This is a genomic window from Paenibacillus wuxiensis, assembly GCF_040195695.1.
Classification (GTDB): domain Bacteria; phylum Bacillota; class Bacilli; order Paenibacillales; family Paenibacillaceae; genus Paenibacillus_B; species Paenibacillus_B suaedae.
This window is the reverse complement of sequence record NZ_JBEFZI010000015.1, coordinates 50045-74072: the sequence shown is the minus strand read 5'-3', so window position 1 is coordinate 74072 and position 24028 is coordinate 50045. Positions and strand designations below refer to the sequence as shown.

The window sequence follows — 24028 nt, the reverse complement described above, 5'->3', positions numbered from 1 at the left end:
TGAAGGAAGGAAAACTAGCTTCTCATTCTCATGCATGTATTCCCAACATATGTACTCTTTCATACTCTCCGTATATCAATTGCAGTGTTTCGATAGATTGTACATGCTCAATTACACTTCACGTTTCTCATCGGGTCTGTAGATAATTCTCCGATAATCCCAATCCTTACTGTCCATATCACCTAAGTACATTCTCTCATGCTCTGGTACAAGCTCATATTTTACTTTTAGATTTTGGCGGTAAAACTCAATCGGATCTTCTAGATATTGGTAATATGCTTCTCTACACTCTTCTAAAGATGTCTTCTCGCCTTTAGCTTTTTTATACATATCGATCAGCTCGATATATTTATCCTCAATATTTGTTGGATAGATGGCTTGTGAGAAGGTTACTTCACCTAAATCAGATAATATAACTTTTGTTGGTTCATCAAAGTCAGTGAAGAAGGTGCCATTTCTAAAAAGTTCAGCAATCTCCTCTAAACGATAAGTAAGCTCATTCTCCTGGAAATAGCAAACCACTACCCCATTTTCGTAAACAACTAGATTTACCAAATGATTATTATCTTCGTACTTCATGAAGATAGAGAACTCATCGCCAGTTATTGTTTCATAGAACATTTCACGAACAACATAATAATTAATGGCTGTAGGCGAGTACGTAATTCGTCGTTTCTCCGCCAATTCTTTTTGCCAAGAAGTGATTTCATAGATATTTTCGAAGTTAGGATTAATCGTTCTAATTTTGCTTTCTATGTGCTTGTAGTATGCGGGCTTATCAAATTTCCATTCGGCTTCTTGAATGATATACATTCCTAGACCATGTATAGAGAGTTCTTCCTGTTCTGGGATTGTTGGAGTTAACCAATCAGAACGAAGCTTTTCCTGAAGACCTTTCAAATCTACAAGCTCCCAGCAATTTGACATCCCATCTTCGTATACATCAACATTAATATAGAAATAAGAACCACCATTATTAATGATCCCTGGAACTGTTACACCTTCTACCACTTTTGTTCTTCGTATTTTCTGCATATGATTCACACCTCAATTTCGTTCAGACTCCTTGAAGGCAATTATAGAATATTTCATTAAATGAATTCTGATCTTCCGTGTAGTCCTCCGTATATCTATTGAACATTCGAACCGCTACCGCTTGAAACTCTGGCACAACTACACAGTGACAACCTGCTGCACCCGATGCATAATACCACTTATCCTGATAGTACCATCCAAAAATACGCTTCTTATCCTCCGTATCCGTTAACTCCATCGGTTTAAATATACGTTCTGTAAGCAGTTCCGCAATATTACATCCCGTCAGTTCTCTTATGAGGTCGCAAGCTACTTCCTCACGCTCAATACGGTTTGGTCCAAAATATTTAGCGCCTGACTTGGTTGCTAAATCTCTTATTGTCGTACTGCCCAACTCGTAGTCAGGTATATTCGTGAGCACATCAGAAACTTTACAGTCCACAGACAACTTGCCTTCTACAACCGCGATTGCTGTAGCTTAGTGAATATAAGTTAAACATAGAATCAGTTGCTACGGCGAGAGCTCCCTTCTTAAAATGATGATGTCCCGCATACCATTCTGCTAACACTTTGTTGTCCTGAATAATCACTATCGAAGCAGCGGAAGATCCAAACTTTTTCCCTGCTTCTTCTGTATATGAAATTAACGGTAAAAACTTGCTATCAATTAATGTTGTTGCTGTCATAACTATGCCTCCAATTATGTTCAAATTTGAGGGGTTCGATCTTCCACATATTCATTTATCAACTTACAAGATACCTCAAAATCTGGCTACTTCATTGAAAATATTATAATTATCTGAGTTGCTATATATTGGCCAAGATAAATCAAAGTTCCCTATAATTGCAGTCTATGCTCGTATCTAGCATTATGTTCTGCACCTAGCAACATGGCCGCATCTTCAATCGATAAGCATTTAGGGTACACATCTAGAATCCCCACGTTTGTAAATAAAGAATTTGGATTTTCAATTTCTTCAACTTCCAATACACTAAAAGTTTCTATCAGATTTGAAACTTCTTCATCCGTTGCTTTTCTCACTTGTCATCACCTTTTGTATATTAAGTCTTTCAAATCTTTACTTATGTTCTCTGGGATTTCATAACCTTGTTCCGTATTTGGAAGCTTTAATAGGAGACCTTTTTGCGGATATTCAATATTCTCTATATTCAAATGATAGGTACGTTGGGTTCCATCTACAGAATACACAGTCATAAGAAATATTGCTCCGTAATCCAGAATTCCATTCATTTTGTTCGATTCATTAATAGCCTGCATAAAAAGAGCTATTGAATCTAAGTCTTTAAACTGTTTTTCTTCAAATGGCTTTTCATTCAACCTTAAACAAAGTTGTATACATTCCAGCTTAATACTACTAACGTCTTGATTGTTGCGATCACTGTTATTTTGTATACTGCATCCTGATATCAAATTCATTACAATAAAAAAAACAAATAAATTGATTGTATTTAGCTTTGTAATGGGTTTTAACCCCCTTTTAATCCTTTAGGGTAGTTATTATCATGTTTCCGTTAGTCGAATTTTATTGTACAGACTTAATGATAAGTTGCCTCACATCCGCGATTCTGTTCGGCATTTCTGGAGTCGAACGATTCAGTAAATCACACAAGGCAATCAAATCCTCCAGCTTAGATAATAGAACCCAATTCTCATGCAGGAATCCACCTGAACCCCGGTATGCCTTTATAAAATGACGTTCGAACAAGGAATTGTCGTCTTCATACCGAAGCATGTTCCCGATATCAACATAGCGTCTTCCTGAGAAGGCGAACTCCCAATCCAATACCGCCGATACTTCGAACCCATCTGGCCTTTCAATCACCAAAAGATTTAGACCATTGAAGTCCGAATGAACGAGGACTGGCGGTTCATGAATTTCGGATATTAGTGAACGGTGCGACTCACAGAATGATCGAACCTTCTCCGTTGCTTCCGCTCCCAGCCACTCCCCAGTTTTCCCCTTATCCAAGCTTTCAGAAATAAAAGAGATAAATTCGTTCTCATCCATGTTGAATGGGGTGGAGATGGTAAGATCCCCTGCAAAAAAACCTGGACATTCAAATGCATGACTGTGAATACGAGCTAGTACACTGCCGACAGATTCCGCAACTTTTGCAATCTGGCGTTCATCTCCTCTTTGTAGAAGATCACGCAGTAACACTCCCTCTTTCCACTCTATTATTGCCCAATCATATTCAATTAGCTTTCTGCTCGCATCCAGATATATATAATCGGCAACTGGCACGACGCCGCGCAATCTCTCAGCGATTGCTTTTTCTTTTGAAGCTGCGTCTGAACCTCCAGCAAAGATCCTTAAAAAGTAGGGTATAGTAGTTCCTTCAATCTCCACTTTATAGGTACCATTACTAAGTCCTGTTTGTGTTCGTTCAGCTTTGGTGAGACGCTTGCCTCTGAAAACTTGGCTAATCATACTATTTAGAGTCTCATATTCGATGTGCATACTACTCTTACTTGATCTTTCCCATTCTTCTTTCACCTTGTATCACTCCTGGTCACTTAGTTGCCCGGCTCCAGTATTATTCGAGTTACTGCTTAAAGAATCTCCATATACTCTATAAATTCTTCATTCTTTAATCTTAACGTTTTGTCATAGTTTTTTTCTTCAATCAGATTCCAAAATATTCTTCCATCTGATGCTTGTTCTTTCAAACAATAATATGTTTTTCCTTTCTCTATACAAATGGTTTCTCTCTTATTGATATGTATCTTAATATCTTTAATTAATATGCTCTTCAGTGTTTTTTCACTTATGGAAAGTTTATTTTCCTCGATCCACGGTTTTATTCCATCTTCAATTATTTCAAAATAATCACTCATAATGCTATTTTTCATTCGATGTTCAATAGTTCCATTACTTCCTAATGGACAAATAATATACGTCCAGCCGATAATATCAACAACTCTGCATTCCTTATCCCTAGGTATAAATAAATCATTCCAAATAAGATCATTAATTAACTTCAACCTGGCATCATACCCACAGTATAATGGTGGAAAATAAATAGCCATATGCTCTACTCCTGTTATTATATTTCTTAGAAAAATCTTGTGATCACGACGACGTAAATACGTTGGTTATAGAATGTCAGCACCTTATTCGACATACCAACCTTGATAGGCGTTATTATCAATTGTCATCCGCTGCAGATATATTGTGATACACATTCATTGCAACTTCAGCCATCACTTGCAAATTGATAGTATTACAGCCTTTTATATCAAAATCTCCAGCAATACTTTCAAAGTAAGCCCAATCGTTATTATCCTTAACAACCTGTATCTCTTTGATTAAATGAATAAATCCATCAATACCTTCTATTTCTATGTATAGCCTTGCTATTTTTTCGAATCCTTTTTTATCAAGTGTGCAACCAGTAGTTGAAAAGCAACAATGTAGTGCTCAAAGTAATTCTCGGGGAGGCCAAGGAGATGTATGACTCTGCAGCGTGAATACTGTGCTAGCTTATGTCGCATCTTTATTGAATGAGCTACCCTTTTATCTCCATTAAAGTCCTTCTAATCTCTTCAAGAAGCTTCTCTTTTTCCAAATCGGATACAGCATCTGCAGATAGTTTCCTAGCAGCAATCGGTGTTAACCATGGGACAACATCATCATAAGTAATTCCTGATAATTTTGTGTATTCATCCATAAAAATAGTAATTAATTTCTCTCGGATGAATTCAAATTCATGAATTAGCGCCTCTGGAAAATGAGGAGGTAAAATCGCATAACGAATCATAAGAATATATTCCGCTATATCAGCCTCAGGATTGCCAACTGTAGCATTACTCCAGTCTATCAAGACCGCCTTCCCATCGTTCTCAATGATTATATTTCCTGGATTCGGATCACCATGACACATACATTGTCTGGTTGGCAAAGAATCAAGTAATGAGATTACACTCTCTTTTTCATGAGCTGTTAAGTAGTTCACACTCAAAATGTGCGATTTAATAACAGTTTTTTGATTCGGCAATTCGTGCCCAGCACATAAAATTTTGTGTACGCTATATAATTGTTGAGCTGTCAGTCGAATATCATCCTGGATAATTTCAGCGTTATAGCCAGCGTGTTTCATAATACGTTCCATCATTGTCTCACCTAAAATATGTTCAACTATAATCCCTGGTCTGCCATCCACTTCTGTTAAATCAAAAGGTTGAGGCACAGGGAGACCACATTCCCAAGCGATGAAATTATTGAGATATTCCCTTTTTGCAGCTTCAATACTCGTATTTTCCTTGGCAAGTTTAATGATTTGATTGTCCCCTATTTCAAATACTTCAGAGCAGCCTCCTTCACCAATCTTATTACCCAATGTGATTGTCATGATAGGTCTTCCTTTCTTATATATTCTTTTAGCGAGTTATTAATGGATAAACTAGATTAATTGGTTCATTTTCAAGTTCTTCTTTAAAATAATAATTATGGTCTGCACCAACAATGCATAATATCTTTTTGTGAGGGTTTGCTTTAATCGTATTTTTTAATCGTTCAATCATAATCTGATTCCGAATTGTCCACCTATAGTTATGTGCCCTCGGATTAATGTTGCTAATCCATTCGTACTTTTCTCTCGTTATGAGGTCATACTCATCCGAGTTAAATGGAATTGTTCCAGCAGAATGAGTCTTCAGTTGTTTTTCAAACCATTCTTCCTCAATCCTCTCGTACTTTTCCCTTTCAATCTCATTACATACAGCAAAGGGATCGAAATTGTTCCAAACATCTAACTCAAACCAGTCGATTGGAACAAATTCAATATTATGTTGCTCACATAAAGGAAAGATGAGATCCCAGTATTCACTAGCAGGTTCACCCCAATATCCCCTCAATGACTTATCATTTTGATATTTCATCCAGCTCTGAGGATGTACTTCTCCACAGATTATTTCAGGGTTAAACTCAATAATAATGTCCTTATAGAGGTTTAATGTACAATTCACTCGGTTTCTAATTTCTTCATTATGAATAGTCCCAAGAAGACCAACGATTGTCATTCATTATCTCTCCTTTGTATTCGAGACTACTTTGTTAGGCGAAGTCATTGTCTTCTATGATTAATCCTGCATACTTGTCCCATTCTTTATTATCCGTATTTATTTCGATTGTCGGTACCATTGATTTAGACGCTTGAATCCTAAGACTTTTTTGAGTATCAATCAATTCTTTGCATGCAAGATCGAGTTCTTCCCTTGATTTGTTAATCCACGTTTCAGGGTTTCTACTTTTTATTCTTTCCTCGACTATATCGTCGGAAATAGTCAGCAATAAACACCTAGCTCCTAATTTGATTAAATCCTGCTCTATACTTGTTATTTCTGCATCATCTGAATCCGAGAATGCGACTCGATGATTTAGATGGAACCGCTCTAAGATAAAGAAAAGGCCTCTTGATTTTCTTTTCCCTGGCCCTAAATAGGCTGCCCAATCATTTAGATTCTTTAGCATACCAACTCTATTTCGCAATAGTTCGAGATGCTGGCCTCTTGATAATCGAACAAATTCACCTTGAACATTATTCAGAATCTGAGAGTAATGCTCCCCAAGTATTACGACACTCAACTCTGCTGAATCATCGAGTGCTTGAGATTGTTTTATCGCTTTGAGCAGCGAAGTCTTACCCGCGTTTGAATATCCTTCAAGAATAACTCCTCTAATATTCATCGATTTGGTTTTCCTTTTCTTCAAAATGAATGTAAAGTCGCTAATGTTCTCGAATATTTTTGAATTGACCATGGCTCCTATACAACTTAATGATTTTGCCTTGCTTATATTCAAATATGTCAGCCATTCTACCTTGACCAATAATGCTTCATAGTTAGCTCTCTTGTTGTGTATATGAGTTGGCAATCTCTTATAACGTTCGTGTATTCACAAAACAACCCAGCCCTAGATTGCTCTTATCATAGGCTGGGTCGTGTATTGTCTGAGCCTCTCCCATGATTATACATTTGATAACCATTGGACAGTAGTCCCAATGTGTGAATGCGGTATTATGATTTGTATTTGTCCAAAACAGTATTCACAAAATGGTTTTTTCCATCCGTATATGCTGTACGGTTATTAGTAAATCTCTCTGCGAGTTCTTTCTTTAAAGATGAGTAAGCGGCTACTAAATCCGGCTGTTGTCTTAATATATCTCTGAATGTTATGTGCTTCTGTAATGCATCACTTTCCTTGTTGCAGACATAAAGATGATGTTTCGGTTTTTGATTCATCTCTTCATTATGGGGAACTATGTCATCAGTTCTTGCAAAAGCCTCCCTGTTCTCTACCCCTAAATTACCCTCATGAAAGTAACCTAATTCACTCAACTTTCCAATTACCCGAGGAAGTAATGTCATAGAGTCTATTACAATATCTATATCAAGAATTGGTTTGGCAGAAAGGCCAGGAACAGAGGTGCTTCCAACATGCTCTATGGTTAAAGCTAACTCTCCTAATTTATCTCTTAATATATCTTTCAATTCATTAAACATAACAGGCCATTCACCATTATAATCTTCAATAATCACTGGTCTCGAACCCATCTTGAATAGCCCTCCACTCTAATATGTCTTTACGAAGATTTCCGATAACGTCTCTCTTATTCATGACGCCCCACATTCCTAGGGTAGGCTTTGAACACTCTTAATACTCCAGTTTATAAACGATTTCCCCTTCTATTACTCGGCCATCTTCTTCAAATCCTAATTTTTCATATAGCTGTTTTGCCCAAGTATTCTCTGGTTCAAAGCTTATGTATATAACCCGATGCTGTCTGTCTTCTTTAATCCTTTCAATGAGCAGTTCCATAGCAGCCTTCCCATAACCTTTTGATTGATACTTAGTATCTATCATTAACCGATAAATCCAATATTCATGATCTTCTTCATCTATACAATACATCGTAAATCCCACTAGAACTTCATCATGATAAATAGCCAAGCAGACACACTCTGGGAATGCCTTAGCCTGTGCGAGCGAAAACAAATTTGTCGCTACAAAGTCACTTTGTTCATCAGCGACACTCAACTTAATGACATCAAAAAAATTACTACGATCTATTTCCTTAAGTGCTATCATAAATGCTCCCCTTTTCTTCATTCTCTTAATCTTGGATAATATACGCTCCTCCGGCTGCTAGAAGAATGTTCTCCACTTTCATAATTACACGGAAATCAAAATTTTTCCATCATTTAACCTACATACGCCCCTATCCAAATCTGTGACATTAACTATGTTGGGATTCAATAACTCATTAAAAACCCCACCCATTTACTTATATTTTACAATTATAGCATCTCACAAATGATATAGAAGGTAGTAAACAATTTATAACTAAACTGTCCGTAAGCTAGTAAAATGAGCAGGCTGCGGTAGCCTGCTCAACAAGATGTGTTATTAATTTATTGTATCCCGCTAGCTGATGATTTCCCAGAAATTATCAGTAACTCGTCACTTATTAGATTGGATAAATAGTTATAACCAAGCTCACCAAAATGAAGTCCATCATTCAAAAGTCCTCTCAACATTTCTGACAAATTTTGAAGACTGACCATGCTTGTGAACAAATCTATATGATGACTGCCAGTTGCTAGACTGATTGCTCTCACGACCTCTGCATACTGCTTAAGTACGGCATTGGTTCTCGTATGCTGTAATCCTTCGTCAACTGGTGCTGGACTAATAAGTATCGTTTTTTGAGGAGTTATCGCCGTTACAATATTAGTCAGGTTCCTTTCAAAGTCATTCAGCGGAACCATGGTGTGGGATGCAGCATCGTTCGCTCCGAATAAAACCGTCACGAAATCTGGATTATGGATTAACACATCTTTCTCAATTCTTTCGAGAGCATCGGACGTAGTGTTACCTGGCACCCCAGCGTTAATGATTTCCCAATTTCCTCTTAATTTATCTTCCAGTTTTATTGATATTAGGGGACGTTCATGACCTTCCGTCCTAGCAGTAATGCTGTCACCAAATAAGACTAATTTCATTTTATTGATCCCTTTCTTCAGGAGTTATGTCTTATAAAATCTGTTATTTTCTTGTTGAACATACCTTTCATTCTAGCATGCTTCTTCATTTACTAGCAGTACCCTCTTGTGGATACTAGAGGAATCATTTTAGAAAATTATTGAGGGGATGGATGAATGAAAGACTGATTCCTTAGATGAGCCTGAATCAAAAAATCCCCCCATTGAGATATTGCATGGGCTCCTGAGTAAGCTAGTCCAAGCTGACATCTCCATGAGGGGAATTATTCATCGTTTTAGTTTCTCGCTATAGCAGATACCTGTTTTTCCAACACTTCAAACCCTTCTGATATTCCTTCTATCTCCGCTTGTTGTGTTGTCACTAATGATAATATTTCCTTAAGATTCTCAGTATTCTTCTCAGTAATTTCAGCACTTTCTTCAACCGATACGCCAGTCTCCTGCACCATTCCTCTAACATTCTCCATAAAGTTCTGAAGGACTCTTGTTCGGTCAGAGAAGTTATTTATATATTGCTCGATTTCTAAGAAGATGGTTTTAACTTCACGCATACCATCACGATTTTTGGATATAGCCCCTTGCGAACTTCGAACCTTGTCTGTTGCAGACCCAACATACTCTCTTATTCGAAGAAGAACACCAGTAATAGATTCCGACGACACCTTAGTCTGTTCTGCGAGCTTTTTAACTTCTTGGGCCACTACTGAAAAACCTTTACCTTGCTCTCCAGCTCGAGCTGCTTCAATACCAGCATTAAGGGCCAAAAGATTTGTCTGATTGGCCAATCCTCCAATAACAGAGAGTATTCTTTCAATCTCCTCAGTTTCAGAATTTAATTTGTCCATGATTTGTGAGGTACTCTCGATGTTGCTATTGTATTCAACAAGGTCATTCTCCAAATAGCCAATCCACTTTCCACTCTCTGCAGTTGCCTCTTTTGTAGAAACGACATATGTATGCATTTCAACTACAGACTGTGTAGCATTATCGATATTATTGGTAGTCTCATTCATTTCGGTGCGCAAGTTTAAGGCCTGTTTGTTCAGCATCTCAAATGAAGCCAACATATTTTCAATGCTGGATACTAACTCTATTGATCGCGTGTTTGCGTTGCCGGTGGTTTGGTTCAATTCAGTTTGGTACTCTTTTAATGTGTTAATAGAATCATTGATAAGTCTGAGTACCTCTACCGTTTCTCCCCTACTCTTTATTGCTTCTTGTGCCTTTTCATCTGCAGTTTTTTGAAGTGTATTATTGAATCTTGCTTGCAAGAGATTTGTGATAGCAACAAAACAAAATGTTATTAAGTAGAAATATAAATCTAAATAGGCCGTTGAATGAAAAATGATTTCACCTTGCGTCACAAAGTAATAACTTACAATAGATAGAGTAATAAAAATAGTCAAAAAATTAATGCGCTTGCTTTGATAAATCCCCATGACAGCAACAAAAAAGAATATCGTCATTATATTAATCATATGTGGATCTAATTTATTGATATAGAACATAAAGCCACCGATTACTGCGAGAATATAATAAGTAACATAGCTCTCTATTTTCCCTCTAAAACGCGGCCGATTCGCTATATATAGAACGGGCAGCATAAGTAAATATATGATACCTAGAACTGAAAATACAAATGAAGGTGGTATCCCTATGATTAAATTTACAACTTGGTTAAATGTAATAATCAGAGCAAATACTAAACCAACCCAGTTGTTTCTCTTTCTAACTAATTCTGTTTTATTTAGCATGAAGTAAGTCTCCTTGTAATTCTTTAGGTTGTGTGTACCAGGAATATTGAGACAATGATAGATTTGAATACGCCTTTCCCAAATGGAATACAGTCGGTATTGCCGTGGCACCTTTGTAAAACAAGTTTTCCCCTACGCGCTCTGCCTCAATATGATAGCTGTTGTTAAAAGAATGAAACACTCCAGGATCAGAAAGTCCTATTGAGTGCGTAAATCCATGCCACCCCGCGTAAGCTACCATCATGCAAATGATTTCACGCCCTAGTCTCCCTCTAAACTCTGGTAATACAGCAAAACTATCTGTCTCAACAACTCTCATATTAGGCGTTAATACATCATCAAATATGCCTCTTATATAATCTGAAACATATTCATAAGGTGTAAACTCAAAAGTCCCGCCTGCTTTCCCGTCAATGAAGAATAGGTACTGGTCTGAATTTGGTTTTGCATACTCCATGTCAAAACCTTTTTCGTCCCAAGAAATCTTTTTGATTCGATGCCATTCATACAAATCTTCTTCTGACCTAACCTTTTTATACATATTGCCCTCCTGTTACTCTTAGCTGCCAAGAAAATATGGACAGATGTCCATAAAAGTGTAACCTCTCCATTTATCGGCTCAATTCTATTTAATTTTTAGGGAATTAATGAAAAAATCGTCCCATTTTCATGTGTTTCTTTCATTTACATTTCAATTGATAACATTATAATGTAGTATTAAAAATTGGCTTTTTTAATAGAAGCCCTACTCGAAATATTTAAGAGTTCCAACGTTCGATAAATCAATGCCGCTGCTTGGATTTCCCGTGCATACAAATCCCGTGTAATTGTAATTCTTTTAGAAACAATAAAGAACCTCGAACAAGGCTGATGTGCCATTGTTTGAGGTTCCTCCCCAATAAAGAAGCTAGTGCCTTCTTCGGATCGACTTTGAAAGATCTTACATTATCTGCTTAGTTATCAAAAAATCTTGAATTTGTTTCATATGGTAGCTTTCATGAGATATAAAGAATTCTGTTAAGTATGTTCCAATAGTGAATCCCCGATCTCCCGGGTAAACGACAGAAAATTGATTGTCTTCCAGCTTCATTAAATTATTTATCATTATTTGGCGATTCTTAATTGTTTCTTCGATGATTTCTTTCTTATTTCTTCCCTCTCCATAAATAATGGATTGTTCATTAAATCCTAAATAGTCCGGATGTTCTCTTAATTCAGGAGATTTACTGTTTAATAAATTTGGGAATGTGACGTTATTAAAATAATCATCCCATTTCATGATATGGGTAATAACATCATGAATTCTCCACTTCCCTTCACCAAGGGGTGAAAACCATATTTCATCCTTTACGTTATCTAAAGATTCTACGAACGACACAAATTCATCTAATTCAGAAATTAATTGTAGTCTCATTTTCTTTCCCCTTTGTAAATTCATCTAGGGAAATTATACCACAATACAAGAATGTATGTTCTGTTTTATATTCTAAATCTTCTTTTATGCCCTTGCACTGGTTCAGTATTCATGACATCAATCTCCCTTGGATAGCGCTTCTATCTTAGGAAAATCGATGTGTCCAGCTGCTCTCGCTTCTCTGCATCTCATTTGCCAGTCGGATAGTCTTCAACCCCCAACCGGTTCGAGGGGCGAATGCACCAATCGTGAGTCACGCTTTCCTCAATGAAAATAGAATATAGATCGATTCAATTTCATGGAATTCTTCCAAAACCCACGAGGTTTTAGTTAAAATTCGCTGCAACCCCTCCAGCCCAAGATAGCGGACTTGCACGCCAATAAACTCTGTAAATCCAAGGTATCCCGGATTTACATGCGCCCGATCGAAAATTAAGGAACCCGTGACCCGGGCATCTGCTGGGGAGGTGGTAAACAAATGGTTTAGATTCTCAATGATATCTGAATCCGAACCGTACTCAAATAACCCGCCCTCCGATGAACAGAACTGAATCCATCCAGCTCGTTCCAAACTCAACTTCAGCAGTTCCTCTGGTTGGCTCCAGTCATAATGAATGATATTGAGGGTAATGTCCAGACCATAGAAGCGTTCCCCCGGCTGCTTCAGAACATCGATGCATCGTTTTGCGAAATTGGGTCCGTAGGTATCGATATCTAATATGTTGATCTCAATCTTCCGTCCCTTGAGTAAATCCGGATCCGATTCCTGAATTAGAATCAGAGTGTTGATACTGTCGGTTGCCGCACCTCCAGCGATATTGAAGAAGCAAAGGGTCCGTTCAGGGAATTGTTTGAGTTGGGGCTGCAAAATTTTCGATTGGAGCCGGCACAGATCCCTCAGCCTGATCCGAAGCCCCATGAAAGAGGTTTGCTTCACCGCCCACTTGTCCCGGAAGCCTAATTTTATCCCCCGGCATAACTCGGGACCAAGTTTGTACAGCAGGGTACGCATGCCGCTAAGATAGGAATTGTCAACACTCGACATTTTCACAAATATGTTCTGAATAAAGCGAGGCATCTTCTTTAATGATTCAATACTCCGGGCTGACTTGAGACAGTTCAAATGATACGCCTGTTCATCAATACTTCCGGTGAAAAGGGGATGAGTAATATCCAGTATAGGTAATTGAGTTTCATTCTCGAAAACTGCATAGGGAATGCGCTGATCTTGATTTGCCTTCATCACTTTCAACCCCACCTCACTTGAAAGACGATTTGAATCTAACGAAAACCCACGGCGAGCGTTGATCTTCTTTTAGAATTCAAAGGGACTCTGAACTCGAAATAGAAATTAATCCTTAGACTCCATGAACGTCAATTATTACTTCGTTTAGAAACGCCACGTAATTTCCGATAACGTTGCCGCGGCTGACGATTTTGATACTGTGATGGCTGATAGCCACGATCGTGCTCCTTTCCATGCCAATCGGCACAATGTTTTTCTGTGGTATGTAATAACAAGTTCGCGTTTGCTATACTAATAGAAAATATTGTCGTTTTGGGAGGATAGTATGAATGAATTAGAGCAAATTGAACAGAAGTACAATTTTACATACCCGAAACTATATAGACAGTTGTATTTAGACGGTATGTTGGATTCGGGCGGAGAATATGGGCAGGATTGGAACGAAAAGTATTATGCCAAATTAGCCCAAAACCCGCCTATGCTGTTTTTCGGCTTTGACTTTGAGTTGCTAAAATGGGACAGCATCGTTGAAGAAATCGAAGCATTCAAAGACCCTAACGATTATCGTCAGACGAAACCAGAGTTTCAGTTTGTTCCATTTGGTCGACAAAAAAACGGAGATTTGTATGTGTTCCAATTTGATAAACAAAACGGTGAGGATGTACCTATTACGCTGATTTATCACGATGATATTACCGCTGTTGTTTTGGCGAAAAATTTACAGGATTTTATTTTTCGGGACTTGCTTGAAGATTTAACGAATACGAAGTATTCCCATACAGCAAGTGGCGATTTGAAAGTCAATTCTGCCAACATATTAAGAACACACGGAAAGTATTTGAAGCGTAATCAAGTTGAAAAGTTGAAAGAAATATATGGTAGAGATGTTTTTGAATACATAGAAACGACCTCAACTGGGCTCGAGTTGCCACTGGAAGGGTTAATCTCAATCGATGAATTAGAAGAGGTGTTAAAACAGGAAATTAATTTCGACGCGCTCGACAAAGAGTTTGAGTATTGCAATTCATAGACACGGACAAGACGTCAGCACATCTACAGGCTGACGTCTTCACTTTGTCTTTTCGATTTGGTTTTCTGATATATCCATAAACATAGAAATGCTGTTCCGAATTGATTAACGCAGGGGGATCAGTGCTTTCTTAAAGCCTTTTCATAATATCTTTCTTCTTCAGACCATTCTTTTTCGCTTTTGCATGCCAAAAAGCGTGTGTTGCTGCAAATCGCCAGGCAAAGCGTGGGAAATTGGGACTGAACAGTAAGGATTCATCACTCCCCTGCGAATGTATATTTTCTGCCAGTCTCTCCATTGCCCTTCCTAGATTTTTTAAAGGGCCCTGGCCAAGTGGTACCTTTTCGATAAAACCCATCATTTCTCCAGCGCCTTGTCCGATTCCTTGTCCAAAATGAAGGTCGGATCGTATGCACCAATTTTTGATGATTTCAAGAGCAATGCAAGTTTGCTTCCCCTCATAAAATCCATTGTTCACAAGGGCATAAACATAAATTTCCTTTTTCCGTTCTGCCTTCATATACCCTTCAAGAGTAGTCAGCATCCCTAATAAATGCGACGGTATTGCATCGAAGTATAGAGGAAATGCAATAATCAGTGTATCCATGTGGCAAAGCTCGATGTATTGCTTATCGGTAAGTGGTTTTTTATTCATGTTATAGTGTGATATTTCATGCTTGGAGTCTATCAGGGGTTCAAGTGCTTTGAGCATCCTTCCCGAATTGCTCTTTCCTAACTTGGGGCTTCCATTTATCATAGCAATTCTCACTATATAACCTCCTTAATTGTTTGTAAGCTGTTATGGAAATATATCTTGTTTCCAATGGAATTTAAGTTCACGCTATTCGCCGCAACCAGAGCTTGTGCGGTTTCCTTTTCTGCTTTGGTTATGTCATTTCCATAAAAATGTACCGATAGAGTGAATTTGTTATCATATCGGAATCGGTGATGGGTTTCTCCATTTTTGATTACGAAATAAGGCAGGAGATATGGCAAGCTTCTATCCACAATATTGCACACAAAGGGGCTGTAGCTCCCATAAACACATTTACTGATAATAACCAGCTCATGACATTTTGAAAGAAGCTCGCCCATATTGTCATAACCATCCTTTATAACGCATTCTCCCGGTGTTCTGATCCAGCATCCAAAGCAACCAATGCATTTACGGATTGTGCCATTGTCTGATATAACCGTTACGTCTGTATTTGGGTTATCATACAACGCCATGAATTCTTGTTGATTTAAATCATGGATAATCATTTTCATCATTCTATCTCCTTAATACAATTGTTTATAAAAACATGAATCCAGTCCCCGGAATATCGAATACCCTGATTGGTAAGCAGCGAGGCTATTCCGTGTACCATTGACCAAAGAGCAATCAGTTTTTCTGAAAAAGCTTCCTCTGGCAACCCTAAACTGCGAAACATTTGATACGCCGTTGTCCTGAATAAAGCAAATGGCGGATAATCATTGGCGTTATCATTGTCTAAATCAATGGTTAATCCTGAGTGATAGAAAAGGAACTGAAAATATTGCGGATTTTCAATAAAAAAAGAAATATAAGCCTGCCCTAGCAGCGAGGTTGCTTCGAGACTGTTTTCCTGTCCACGAATTGATGTACGCATCTTATCCATAAATCGCTCCGTTACATGCTCGCCCATAGCATATATCAGCTCGTCTATATCTTTAAAATGACTGTATGGTGCGGCATGACTGACGTTGCATTTCGCTGCGACCTTACGCAGGGAAAAACCTTTTAACCCATCTTCATTAATAAGTCCTATTCCAGCTTCGATAAGTTTATTTCGCAAATCACCGTGATGATATGGTTTTTCTTTCATTTGATATATACTTCCTTTCATGTAACTTGACACTGTAAAGATCATAATAAACAATCTTTACAGTGTCAAGTTTAATTTTCGAATCCCTCTTTCACTTCCTCACGTATTAATTTCAGATAATGTTCATGAATTCACGAAAAACCCCAGCCTTAGATAGCTCTTCAGGCTGGGGCTTTTGTTGATGTTGCGTCTTAATGCTAAATCAAACGTTTTTCGTAAAACACAATTGTCATATTATCGTTAACTTGCACTAATTCCCCGGTCTTTTGATAACCTAATTTTTCATAGAGATAACAATTCCCCTGCTCTTGTAATATGGTATCCAATTCCCAAATTCGCGCATCGTTATATATATCTTCGATTATAGAAAATACCTTTTGTGCAATTCCTTTCCCTTGATGTTCAGGCAAAATAAATATTGGGCTGACGCGATAGATTTTATTCTCTTTCCTTACAATTCTAATTGCACCTATTGAAATATTTGAACTTTTTATAATGTAGTAATCCGTAAACGATTGATTTAATCGATCTATTATTCGTTCCACAGATTCATTAGCAGGGCTGGTTTCATAATCCTGATATGTATTTAACAGCGGCATAAATGCTTTGATTTGCATTTCGTGAATCATCGATGCTTCATTAAGGCCTGATTTGATTAACGTAATGTCCATTTTATTACTCCTTCCGGATACCTTTGAATGTCTTTAATTCATACCAATATATGATCAAGAATAAGATACTACCTGGTAAAGACCTAATAAAATATATCCAATTTAGGTACAAGTCCTGTCGGAAATAAAATACCTCCACACATTATAATGAAACTAACTAAGGATCGAAGCCGAAAGTCTTCCTCTATATTCATTCTCCAACATTCCCATTATTACCAAGGACTCATAATTTTCTTCTGATTTAATACATTCCCTTAACAAGCCTTCTACCTTAAATCCGGCCCACTCATATACGTGTCTTGCTCTATTATTATGTTCTTTAACATCCAACCAAAGCCGATGCGCTTTAAGATGATTAAACACGTATTCTTGTACCAGCTTCATTGTTTCCTTCCCATAACCTTTACCCTTTTCACCTATATTAATTCTAACTAATTCAATACAACCATTTTGATTTGATAGTCCTGATAATATGAAATACCCAATCTTCTGACTATTTGAGTTCTCTACAATCATATATATAAAATCATCGCTTCCCAATGCATCCTGGTGTTTATCCCTGGTCCAAGAAATAATATATTTCTTGCTATCTGGATGTTTTTCTAATGAGATAATGAAGTCTAAGTCCTCTATTTTGGCTCTCCTAAATTGAATGTTTTTCGATCTCATTAAGTACTCTAAGGTCAAATCATATCCTCCTCCTATCATATTTAGTAGCTCTTGCACAAGTTTTCACACAGAGCCTTCTTCGATTTGCTCAATCAGACTCATCAATTCCAAGAGATTGGACAGTTCTGCAGTCGGGTTCACCTTCATCTGCTTCAACATTTCTTTATCGGATCGATAAGCTATAAACCTTATCCCTGCGCTAATAGATGCCTTTCCATCTATCCATGAATCGCCTATAGAGAGCCATTCATTCGCTGAGTTCTTAAATTCATCCAACACTCGCAAATATCCATCCGGTGAAGGCTTCAATGATTTCATTAACTCCCTACCAATAATGAAATCAAAATATTCATAAATACCATTATCTCTTAATGCGATTTCTGCAGCTTCAACAGAATTATTTGTTACAATTGCAAGGTGATATCTACCTTGAAGTTTATTAAGGATCTCCACTGCACCGGGCTCCAAATCTGCCCCCTGCATTCCACACACTTCATGCTTCTTCGCAATATCCCACATTTCTTTCAGTAACTCTTCAGTCATTCGATTCGTTTGTATTGCTTCCTCAACAATTGTTGATGTTGTATGGTAATCAAGATTATATCCAGCGGGTAGGATCTCTTTCGATACGAGAAATTGATAGGTTTCATACTTCATGGCTTGGAAGTCAATTTTTGAGCTTAAAATCGTATTATCCATATCAAATACAATGCCTTCTAATTGCTGCCTCATAGGATACCTCATTTACAAAGATGTGTTCTCAAAAAATCAATCACATTTTCAAAGGCGCTTTGAACTTGTAGGTCACTAAAGTTCTGATCAAAAACATGATCCGCTCCTTTTATAGTTATTAACTTTGTAGCTACTCCCTTTTCCTTTAACTTCTTGTGCATTAATACTGATTGTTCGTAGGGAACATCTGTATCTTGATCACCATGAAGCAATAATGTTGGGGGAAAATCTACCGTTATATTATTGATTGGGTTATATTGAATTAATTTAGTATGATCATGTTCATTGTTGATTCCCGTTACTTCTTTTAACCAGACACCATGCTGTCGGCAATATAAATAATAATTAAATCGTTCCCATTGGCCATTCGTAACTACACGATCCCCGACATGCTGACAAGCTGTCTCCTTATTTATAGTCGGTTTCTGACAGTAGTATTCACTCGGTTTAGAGAGCCATTCCCCAAGAATATCCCCATAACCATAAAGTGAAACAATCACTTTAGGTCTAATATCCATTGTTCCAATTAATAAACTAAGATAGCCACCAGCTGAGCTACCCATAACTGCAATATTACTTACATCGAAATCAAACCATTCGATTGCTTTCGTTCTTACCCAAGTAATTGCGTCCTTTATATCTTCTATGATATCCTCAAATCCAGTTTCAGGAGCAAGTCTGTAATCAACACTGACTATACTAAAGCCAGATCGTCTGAAATATTCAATCTGATCTGAGGATAACCATGATCTTGCTCCAAAAATTAACGCTCCTCCATGGATATACAAGATCACAGGAGAATTTCTACCCTGATAATAAATATCTGCACTTATAGAACAATTATTTACTTCTTTATAGATCTTCGTATCTTTCAAGACTTATTCCTCCTTTCGATTTTACGCCGCATTTCAGCTAGCGTTTCTGTATTCGTAAAACGCCCCAGCCGATAACTCTTATCTTAGGCTGGAGCGTTTGTCGTCTGATTATCTTCCATGATTATACATCTAACAACCAAGAGACGTCACTGTCCCATATTCTTTGATTAAGAATCTTTCGTTCCAATGATCATCTTTAAATCATCTTTATACGTTCTCGTTCTTCGTTCTTATCCAGGTACTCAAAAAATCCAAGACGATTCCCCCAAGGATCTGTAAAGGTTCCCCATTTGACCGGAACCTCTGGTCTTGAGTAAATTTCAAAATCATCTATTTCTAACACTTCAGCAAGTCTATCTTTCTCAGCATCAATATTCGTTGTTCCCAAACGTAATGGCCCATTACCTTCAGTAGGTGTTCCTTCTGCAATCTGTAACCAACATCCGGGAATCAGTTCCCACTCCGCAAAGCCTTCATGTGGAATAAAATCAGGCTTTCTATGTAAGAGTGTTTCATACCACTTCTGTCCTTCTTCCATATTTGATACCCGAAATTGAGTAGTCATCTCAAAAATCATTGTTAGCTCCCTCCCAAATACCATTAAAATAACTTTTTTACCATATGTACTTCATACTCATTTCTATCAAATTCTTTATACTCATTTTTCTTATAAAAAGAAATTGCATCGTGCCAGGAATTTGTCGTTTCTAACACAATTCTCTTGAATCCTTTAGCTATTGCTCTTCTTTCAAGCTCTTTTAACATTTTTTGAGCTAATCCATGTCTTCGGTATTCTTTTTGTACCGACATTCTAACAATTCTCCCTGTATCAACCTCTTCACGAATTAATGCACCAGTGCAAATAACTTTTGTATTTATTCTGCCAACCAAAAAGTGATTTCCCCTACTACTATAATTAAGGACGATTTCATTGAGATCTTGATTTAATGATTCATCCAACGATCCAAATCTCTCCTTTAGTCCAGCTAAAACAATACGTTTAGCATCTTCTTGTGTGTCTTTACTTACTTCTTCGATTACAAGAGTTTGATAAACTTCTTTCAAATTGAGATCTCCATCCTTGAACTGCTTAAATTGACTACAGCCAAACCAAGGGTCGAATGGTCCAAAGCATGAATATTGTGTTAGACGAACCCACTCTGACTCCGCTTTCAATTTCATTTGCTATTCATTTAATTGAATTGCTCCCCACATGTTCCCATTGAGATCTACGAATTTAAGAACCCATCCGAATCCTTCATCTTTATAAAAAGTAATTTCAGCTCCAATTTCTTTCAGATAATCATGGAACTGATGAATTTGCTTGGTGTTGTAGAGCAATACAGGCATCTCTTGTCCATTAAATATGAAGTTAGCACTTGTTATTTCATTGGTTTCCCACAACATTAACATTGGCCCTTCTTCCAATGTTAAAAAGGCATGATGATGCTCTTTAGATTTCCCTGATAATTTGAATCCAAGGTGCGATACATACCACTCAATTGATTCATCCAAGTCTTTGACTGGAATTTGCATGTGTTCTAATTTTGTTAGAAAAGCATCGCTCATCCTCTTCACTCCTAAAATGAATAATTTCAAACTCTTTGTGATTTTATCTAACGTTTTGTATTCACGAAACGCCCCAGCCCTAGAAAGCTCATATCTTAGGGTGGGGCGTTTGTTGTCTGACCGACTTCCATGATTATACATCCGATACTCTACTCATTATAATTCATATTCCTGTATATCCTTTTTAAGTATCCTGAACGCTTTGTTACTTGGAACAATTAGATAGCTTTAAATATTCATGCTTCAAAATACTCATCATTATACGATCTACATATTGGCCATTTTTATAGACTTCGTCTCTTAGTATGCCATCCTTCTTGAAACCAGCCTTTTCATAACTCCGAATAGCACCAGGATTATCAGCATCTACCGTCAAATACACCTTATGAAGGTTTAAACGCTCGAATGCAAAACCCAGGACAACACCTGTCACTTCTGTAGCGTAACCTTGCCCCCATACCGTTTTGTCCCCAATCCAAATACCAAATTCAGCATGCTTGGACCAAGGATGGATGTTAAACAATTGGGTACTGCCAATCGCGATGCAGTCTTCTTTTATTATGGTAAAATAGACAGCTGATAGATCTGTTTGTGCGAACCTCCGTGTACGTTCTCTGACCACTTCAGGTGTTAGGGGCATACCACTCCCTGATGGTAACGTTCGGTTAACTACAGGATCAGACAGCCATGCATATCATTGTTCCCAATCCTCTTCAACAACAGGCCTTAATGTTACTCGTTGTCCGTAAAGCATATTTCCCCTCCGTGTACCTGGATTGGTACATATTTATCCCACAATTATTCTTCCGAAGTGAAACCACGCCCACCTAAGATTCAATTGTAGTTATATTTTACCTTTTTAAACTTCTGCGTACAAGCGTTCCTATATTGAAATTAAATGTTGTTTCTTCAAATACAAACGCTGGCTCATTTAAGAAATCACGAAATGTGTAAGGAACCCCGTTAAGTCATTTCCATATATTTATCATGCAGTTCGATACCCTCTCTTATTGAGCTTTGGTATCTTTATCAATCAAATCTATTTCGAAACTTATGTCACTATCGCCATCAATTACTTCTAGTTTCGAATTATTAACAAAATAATATATACTTTACAAAATAATAGGTTTGTAGCTCATTGCTTTATCGACTATCTCTTCTGGGCTATATTCGATATCACTCCAAAATATTAAATCTGAGACATGTGGATCTGGCACATTACTTTCAAGTAAATTCATCATCTCATCTATTTCGTGCTCTGATCCTTCACATTTCATAATTTTCCTTACGAGATTAATCAATTCATCTCTACTTAATTTTTTGGTCATTCTTTACCTCTCAAATAAAAAGTTCTCTATTGGGTGATATTCTTTCAGAAATCCTTTACTTTGTCTTCTCCAAAATAAAAACCCTTAAGCTGTGTATCAAAGAATTTCTTTAATTCTTCTTGATTAATTGAATAAACAACCTGGCTTTTTTTCAGATCTGTTCTCGTTATATATATCTTTTCAAGATCGTATTGAATTCGTATCTCTTTATTGGTCTTTAATTTAAACACAATCCCTGCATTAATGCTTCTATTTGAAGGTATTTGGTTCAACTCTATAATTTCTGATTCAGGTACGGAATTAATCCAGTTTGCAATATTTTCAACTTCGTCTTGCCTTAATTTAATATCTACCCAATTGATGAATGCACCCGTTCCTTCTTTTGTATATACCGCTTTGGACATCTCAGTACTTGCGATATGTTTTATTTGAATCTCCTTTGTGACATTGTTCGAATCAACAAACCAGAGATATATTACCCCTAATAGAAAAATGAAAATAATGATTGCTTTCACACTAGTTAATGGGATTTTAATGTATATCCCCCCATTTGTTCCTGTATTCAGGGCTTCTGGCGAAGTCAGAACCAAGGGTCGAATGCCCCGATGCGTGAATATAATGCAATATGTATTTGCCTCTGCTTTGAGCAAGCTTCCAAAATTCAATGATCTTCAATACAAGAATTTGTTAGTAGTCCGATGATTTGAACTATTTCTGCTTCTGCTACCTTTTTAGGTCCTTCCATAAAATATCCCTTCATTCCTACTTCTAATGTTTTTCTATGACGTGCTCTAGAACTAGGAAATAGAATCCACATCCTTGCTGTTCCACTTATATTTACTTGCTTTGATTCGTCCATAATAAGATTTCCAAACTCATCTTCAAATTCAGGGTGTATCACCCTTAAATCTATTGTATTATTCATAAAATCCGATTCTATAGCAAAATCACTTCGATAACCTTGATAAGGAAGATTTTGTCTTCCACCTTCTTCAGGTATAAAAAATCGATACTTAACAAGAAAATCTGGAGGATGTTTTCTTAATGTCTCATAAGGAACCCACATACGTTTATGTTCCTTTCTTCTTTTATCATGCTTTGCATTAGGTAATTACTTATAACGTTCTTGTATTCACGACCCCACCGACTTGAGACGAAAAAGTCGCTGAGCGCGATGCGCTTAGTCGGTGAGGATGTGTCCGCCTGATCCAACTTCTCCGAATTTCCTTGAGCGAATCAATGGGCGTAAGCCCCGCAGTGTAAATACAGTGTTAGGTGAAGTTGCTGACTTCTTCGAAATCCACTTACAAGTTATTTTATTTCTTCCTTTAGATACTCATTTAATTTCTTAACGTTGTCAGTTACATATTCAATTTCTTGATTCTTTTGTTTTATTAATACATATAATGGTGTGCTTAATACGTTTATTCTCTTATCTAGAATTCCGATACCTGGTACTCCGAAACTGTAGCCACTTATTCTTTTATTGGGGTCTTCCAATCCTTCAACTTTCTTGCTATTACTTGCTGGATATTCATAGATAAAGAGTGTATATTTAGTCTTTTGAAAGGAATTAGTTGCGATCATATATACAACAAAACATACTAATAATCCTGATCCCAAATAATATAGATATTTAATTATTGAGTTTTCCATGATTTTATCCCTTGTTTTCTTATTTAATTCATTACAGTATTTCCGTCTAACGTCCTCAGTTTTCACGATAAAGGAGCGACAGCAGCTGGGTCGAAAACTTAGCTCTCAGGATTGTCTGCTGATCAACTTCTTCGAATCATCTCGTGCAGACCAAGAACCGAAAGGTTAGCAGTGTA

General features: G+C 37.2%; 33 protein-coding genes. 1 reads left to right on the top strand and 32 read right to left on the bottom strand.

Going from position 1 to position 24028, the window contains the following annotated elements:
• Positions 1-111: 111 nt before the first annotated feature.
• The 17 genes from ABN764_RS26630 to ABN764_RS26550 all read right to left on the bottom strand — a co-directional run bounded on the left by ABN764_RS26630 (position 112) and on the right by ABN764_RS26550 (position 13472).
• Complete coding sequence (locus ABN764_RS26630) at positions 112-1035, bottom strand: DUF7638 domain-containing protein (RefSeq protein WP_446673614.1); 924 nt, start codon at positions 1033-1035, stop codon at positions 112-114.
• Positions 1036-1057: 22 nt separating this feature from the next.
• Positions 1058-1477: a hypothetical protein gene (locus ABN764_RS26625; RefSeq protein ID WP_446673613.1), complete on the bottom strand. Its 420-nt coding sequence runs from the start codon at positions 1475-1477 to the stop codon at positions 1058-1060.
• Complete coding sequence (locus ABN764_RS26620; protein ID WP_446673612.1) at positions 1467-1721, bottom strand: hypothetical protein; 255 nt, start codon at positions 1719-1721, stop codon at positions 1467-1469. Before ABN764_RS26620 ends, ABN764_RS26625 begins: the two co-directional genes overlap by 11 nt.
• A gap of 152 nt (positions 1722-1873) precedes the next feature.
• Entirely contained in the window at positions 1874-2077 is a 204-nt protein-coding gene (locus ABN764_RS26615; protein WP_315745248.1) for a hypothetical protein, read from the bottom strand.
• Positions 2078-2083: 6 nt separating this feature from the next.
• Positions 2084-2374: a YhfM domain-containing protein gene (locus ABN764_RS26610; protein WP_142543703.1), complete on the bottom strand. Its 291-nt coding sequence runs from the start codon at positions 2372-2374 to the stop codon at positions 2084-2086.
• Positions 2375-2579: 205 nt separating this feature from the next.
• The gene (locus ABN764_RS26605) at positions 2580-3554 is read right to left on the bottom strand and encodes a phosphotransferase family protein (RefSeq protein ID WP_446673611.1); all 975 of its coding nucleotides are present in this window, start codon (positions 3552-3554) and stop codon (positions 2580-2582) included.
• A 56-nt stretch (positions 3555-3610) separates the two neighbouring features.
• Positions 3611-4087, bottom strand: a complete 477-nt coding sequence (locus tag ABN764_RS26600) for a hypothetical protein (RefSeq protein ID WP_446673610.1) — start codon at positions 4085-4087, stop codon at positions 3611-3613.
• 479 nt (positions 4088-4566) lie between these two features.
• Positions 4567-5409: a phosphotransferase family protein gene (locus tag ABN764_RS26595; RefSeq protein WP_446673609.1), complete on the bottom strand. Its 843-nt coding sequence runs from the start codon at positions 5407-5409 to the stop codon at positions 4567-4569.
• 28 nt (positions 5410-5437) lie between these two features.
• A complete protein-coding gene (locus ABN764_RS26590) occupies positions 5438-6079 on the bottom strand; it encodes a hypothetical protein (protein WP_446673608.1) in 642 nt (213 codons plus the stop codon).
• A 34-nt stretch (positions 6080-6113) separates the two neighbouring features.
• Positions 6114-6746 (bottom strand): hypothetical protein, encoded by a 633-nt coding sequence (locus tag ABN764_RS26585; RefSeq protein ID WP_446673607.1) that lies wholly within the window; start codon positions 6744-6746, stop codon positions 6114-6116.
• 329 nt (positions 6747-7075) lie between these two features.
• A complete protein-coding gene (locus ABN764_RS26580; protein ID WP_446673606.1) occupies positions 7076-7612 on the bottom strand; it encodes a GrpB family protein in 537 nt (178 codons plus the stop codon).
• A 100-nt stretch (positions 7613-7712) separates the two neighbouring features.
• Positions 7713-8147, bottom strand: coding sequence for a GNAT family N-acetyltransferase (locus tag ABN764_RS26575; protein WP_446673605.1), 435 nt, complete (start codon positions 8145-8147; stop codon positions 7713-7715).
• A 323-nt stretch (positions 8148-8470) separates the two neighbouring features.
• On the bottom strand, positions 8471-9061 hold the full coding sequence (locus ABN764_RS26570) for an SGNH/GDSL hydrolase family protein (RefSeq protein ID WP_446673604.1): 591 nt from the start codon (positions 9059-9061) through the stop codon (positions 8471-8473).
• Between the two features lie 275 nt (positions 9062-9336).
• Entirely contained in the window at positions 9337-10815 is a 1479-nt protein-coding gene (locus tag ABN764_RS26565) for a methyl-accepting chemotaxis protein (RefSeq protein ID WP_446673603.1), read from the bottom strand.
• Positions 10805-11356, bottom strand: coding sequence for a hypothetical protein (locus ABN764_RS26560; RefSeq protein WP_072728681.1), 552 nt, complete (start codon positions 11354-11356; stop codon positions 10805-10807). The genes ABN764_RS26565 and ABN764_RS26560 overlap by 11 nt, the downstream gene beginning before the upstream one ends.
• Before the next feature lie 399 nt (positions 11357-11755).
• Positions 11756-12229 (bottom strand): DinB family protein, encoded by a 474-nt coding sequence (locus ABN764_RS26555; protein WP_446673602.1) that lies wholly within the window; start codon positions 12227-12229, stop codon positions 11756-11758.
• A 253-nt stretch (positions 12230-12482) separates the two neighbouring features.
• Complete coding sequence (locus tag ABN764_RS26550) at positions 12483-13472, bottom strand: hypothetical protein (RefSeq protein ID WP_446673662.1); 990 nt, start codon at positions 13470-13472, stop codon at positions 12483-12485.
• A gap of 328 nt (positions 13473-13800) precedes the next feature.
• On the opposite strand from ABN764_RS26550, the gene ABN764_RS26545 reads away from it, so the two are divergent.
• Entirely contained in the window at positions 13801-14505 is a 705-nt protein-coding gene (locus ABN764_RS26545; protein ID WP_446673601.1) for an SMI1/KNR4 family protein, read from the top strand.
• Between the two features lie 130 nt (positions 14506-14635).
• Here the strand turns inward: ABN764_RS26545 and ABN764_RS26540 are convergent, their stop codons facing one another.
• From ABN764_RS26540 to ABN764_RS26470, 15 genes are all read right to left on the bottom strand, one after another.
• A complete protein-coding gene (locus tag ABN764_RS26540; RefSeq protein WP_446673600.1) occupies positions 14636-15274 on the bottom strand; it encodes an NADPH-dependent FMN reductase family protein in 639 nt (212 codons plus the stop codon).
• Positions 15274-15777, bottom strand: coding sequence for a flavodoxin family protein (locus ABN764_RS26535; RefSeq protein ID WP_268627710.1), 504 nt, complete (start codon positions 15775-15777; stop codon positions 15274-15276). The genes ABN764_RS26540 and ABN764_RS26535 overlap by 1 nt, the downstream gene beginning before the upstream one ends.
• Complete coding sequence (locus tag ABN764_RS26530) at positions 15774-16352, bottom strand: TetR/AcrR family transcriptional regulator (RefSeq protein ID WP_268627713.1); 579 nt, start codon at positions 16350-16352, stop codon at positions 15774-15776. The genes ABN764_RS26535 and ABN764_RS26530 overlap by 4 nt, the downstream gene beginning before the upstream one ends.
• A gap of 197 nt (positions 16353-16549) precedes the next feature.
• A complete protein-coding gene (locus tag ABN764_RS26525) occupies positions 16550-17023 on the bottom strand; it encodes a GNAT family N-acetyltransferase (RefSeq protein WP_446673599.1) in 474 nt (157 codons plus the stop codon).
• Between the two features lie 153 nt (positions 17024-17176).
• Positions 17177-17710 (bottom strand): GNAT family N-acetyltransferase, encoded by a 534-nt coding sequence (locus tag ABN764_RS26520; RefSeq protein ID WP_446673598.1) that lies wholly within the window; start codon positions 17708-17710, stop codon positions 17177-17179.
• Positions 17711-17755: 45 nt separating this feature from the next.
• Positions 17756-18424 (bottom strand): HAD family hydrolase, encoded by a 669-nt coding sequence (locus ABN764_RS26515; protein ID WP_446673597.1) that lies wholly within the window; start codon positions 18422-18424, stop codon positions 17756-17758.
• A gap of 8 nt (positions 18425-18432) precedes the next feature.
• Positions 18433-19299, bottom strand: a complete 867-nt coding sequence (locus tag ABN764_RS26510) for an alpha/beta hydrolase (protein WP_446673596.1) — start codon at positions 19297-19299, stop codon at positions 18433-18435.
• A gap of 196 nt (positions 19300-19495) precedes the next feature.
• Positions 19496-19876, bottom strand: coding sequence for a VOC family protein (locus ABN764_RS26505; RefSeq protein ID WP_446673595.1), 381 nt, complete (start codon positions 19874-19876; stop codon positions 19496-19498).
• Positions 19877-19899: 23 nt separating this feature from the next.
• The gene (locus ABN764_RS26500; protein ID WP_446673594.1) at positions 19900-20364 is read right to left on the bottom strand and encodes a GNAT family N-acetyltransferase; all 465 of its coding nucleotides are present in this window, start codon (positions 20362-20364) and stop codon (positions 19900-19902) included.
• Between the two features lie 120 nt (positions 20365-20484).
• Positions 20485-20868, bottom strand: coding sequence for a VOC family protein (locus ABN764_RS26495; protein ID WP_268627728.1), 384 nt, complete (start codon positions 20866-20868; stop codon positions 20485-20487).
• A 205-nt stretch (positions 20869-21073) separates the two neighbouring features.
• The gene (locus tag ABN764_RS26490) at positions 21074-21553 is read right to left on the bottom strand and encodes a GNAT family N-acetyltransferase (RefSeq protein ID WP_446673661.1); all 480 of its coding nucleotides are present in this window, start codon (positions 21551-21553) and stop codon (positions 21074-21076) included.
• Between the two features lie 427 nt (positions 21554-21980).
• Entirely contained in the window at positions 21981-22196 is a 216-nt protein-coding gene (locus tag ABN764_RS26485) for a bacteriocin immunity protein (protein ID WP_446673593.1), read from the bottom strand.
• A gap of 44 nt (positions 22197-22240) precedes the next feature.
• A complete protein-coding gene (locus tag ABN764_RS26480; protein WP_446673592.1) occupies positions 22241-22786 on the bottom strand; it encodes a hypothetical protein in 546 nt (181 codons plus the stop codon).
• Between the two features lie 71 nt (positions 22787-22857).
• Positions 22858-23262 (bottom strand): hypothetical protein, encoded by a 405-nt coding sequence (locus ABN764_RS26475; RefSeq protein WP_315745301.1) that lies wholly within the window; start codon positions 23260-23262, stop codon positions 22858-22860.
• A 245-nt stretch (positions 23263-23507) separates the two neighbouring features.
• Positions 23508-23852 (bottom strand): hypothetical protein, encoded by a 345-nt coding sequence (locus ABN764_RS26470; protein WP_446673591.1) that lies wholly within the window; start codon positions 23850-23852, stop codon positions 23508-23510.
• Positions 23853-24028: the final 176 nt, after the last annotated feature.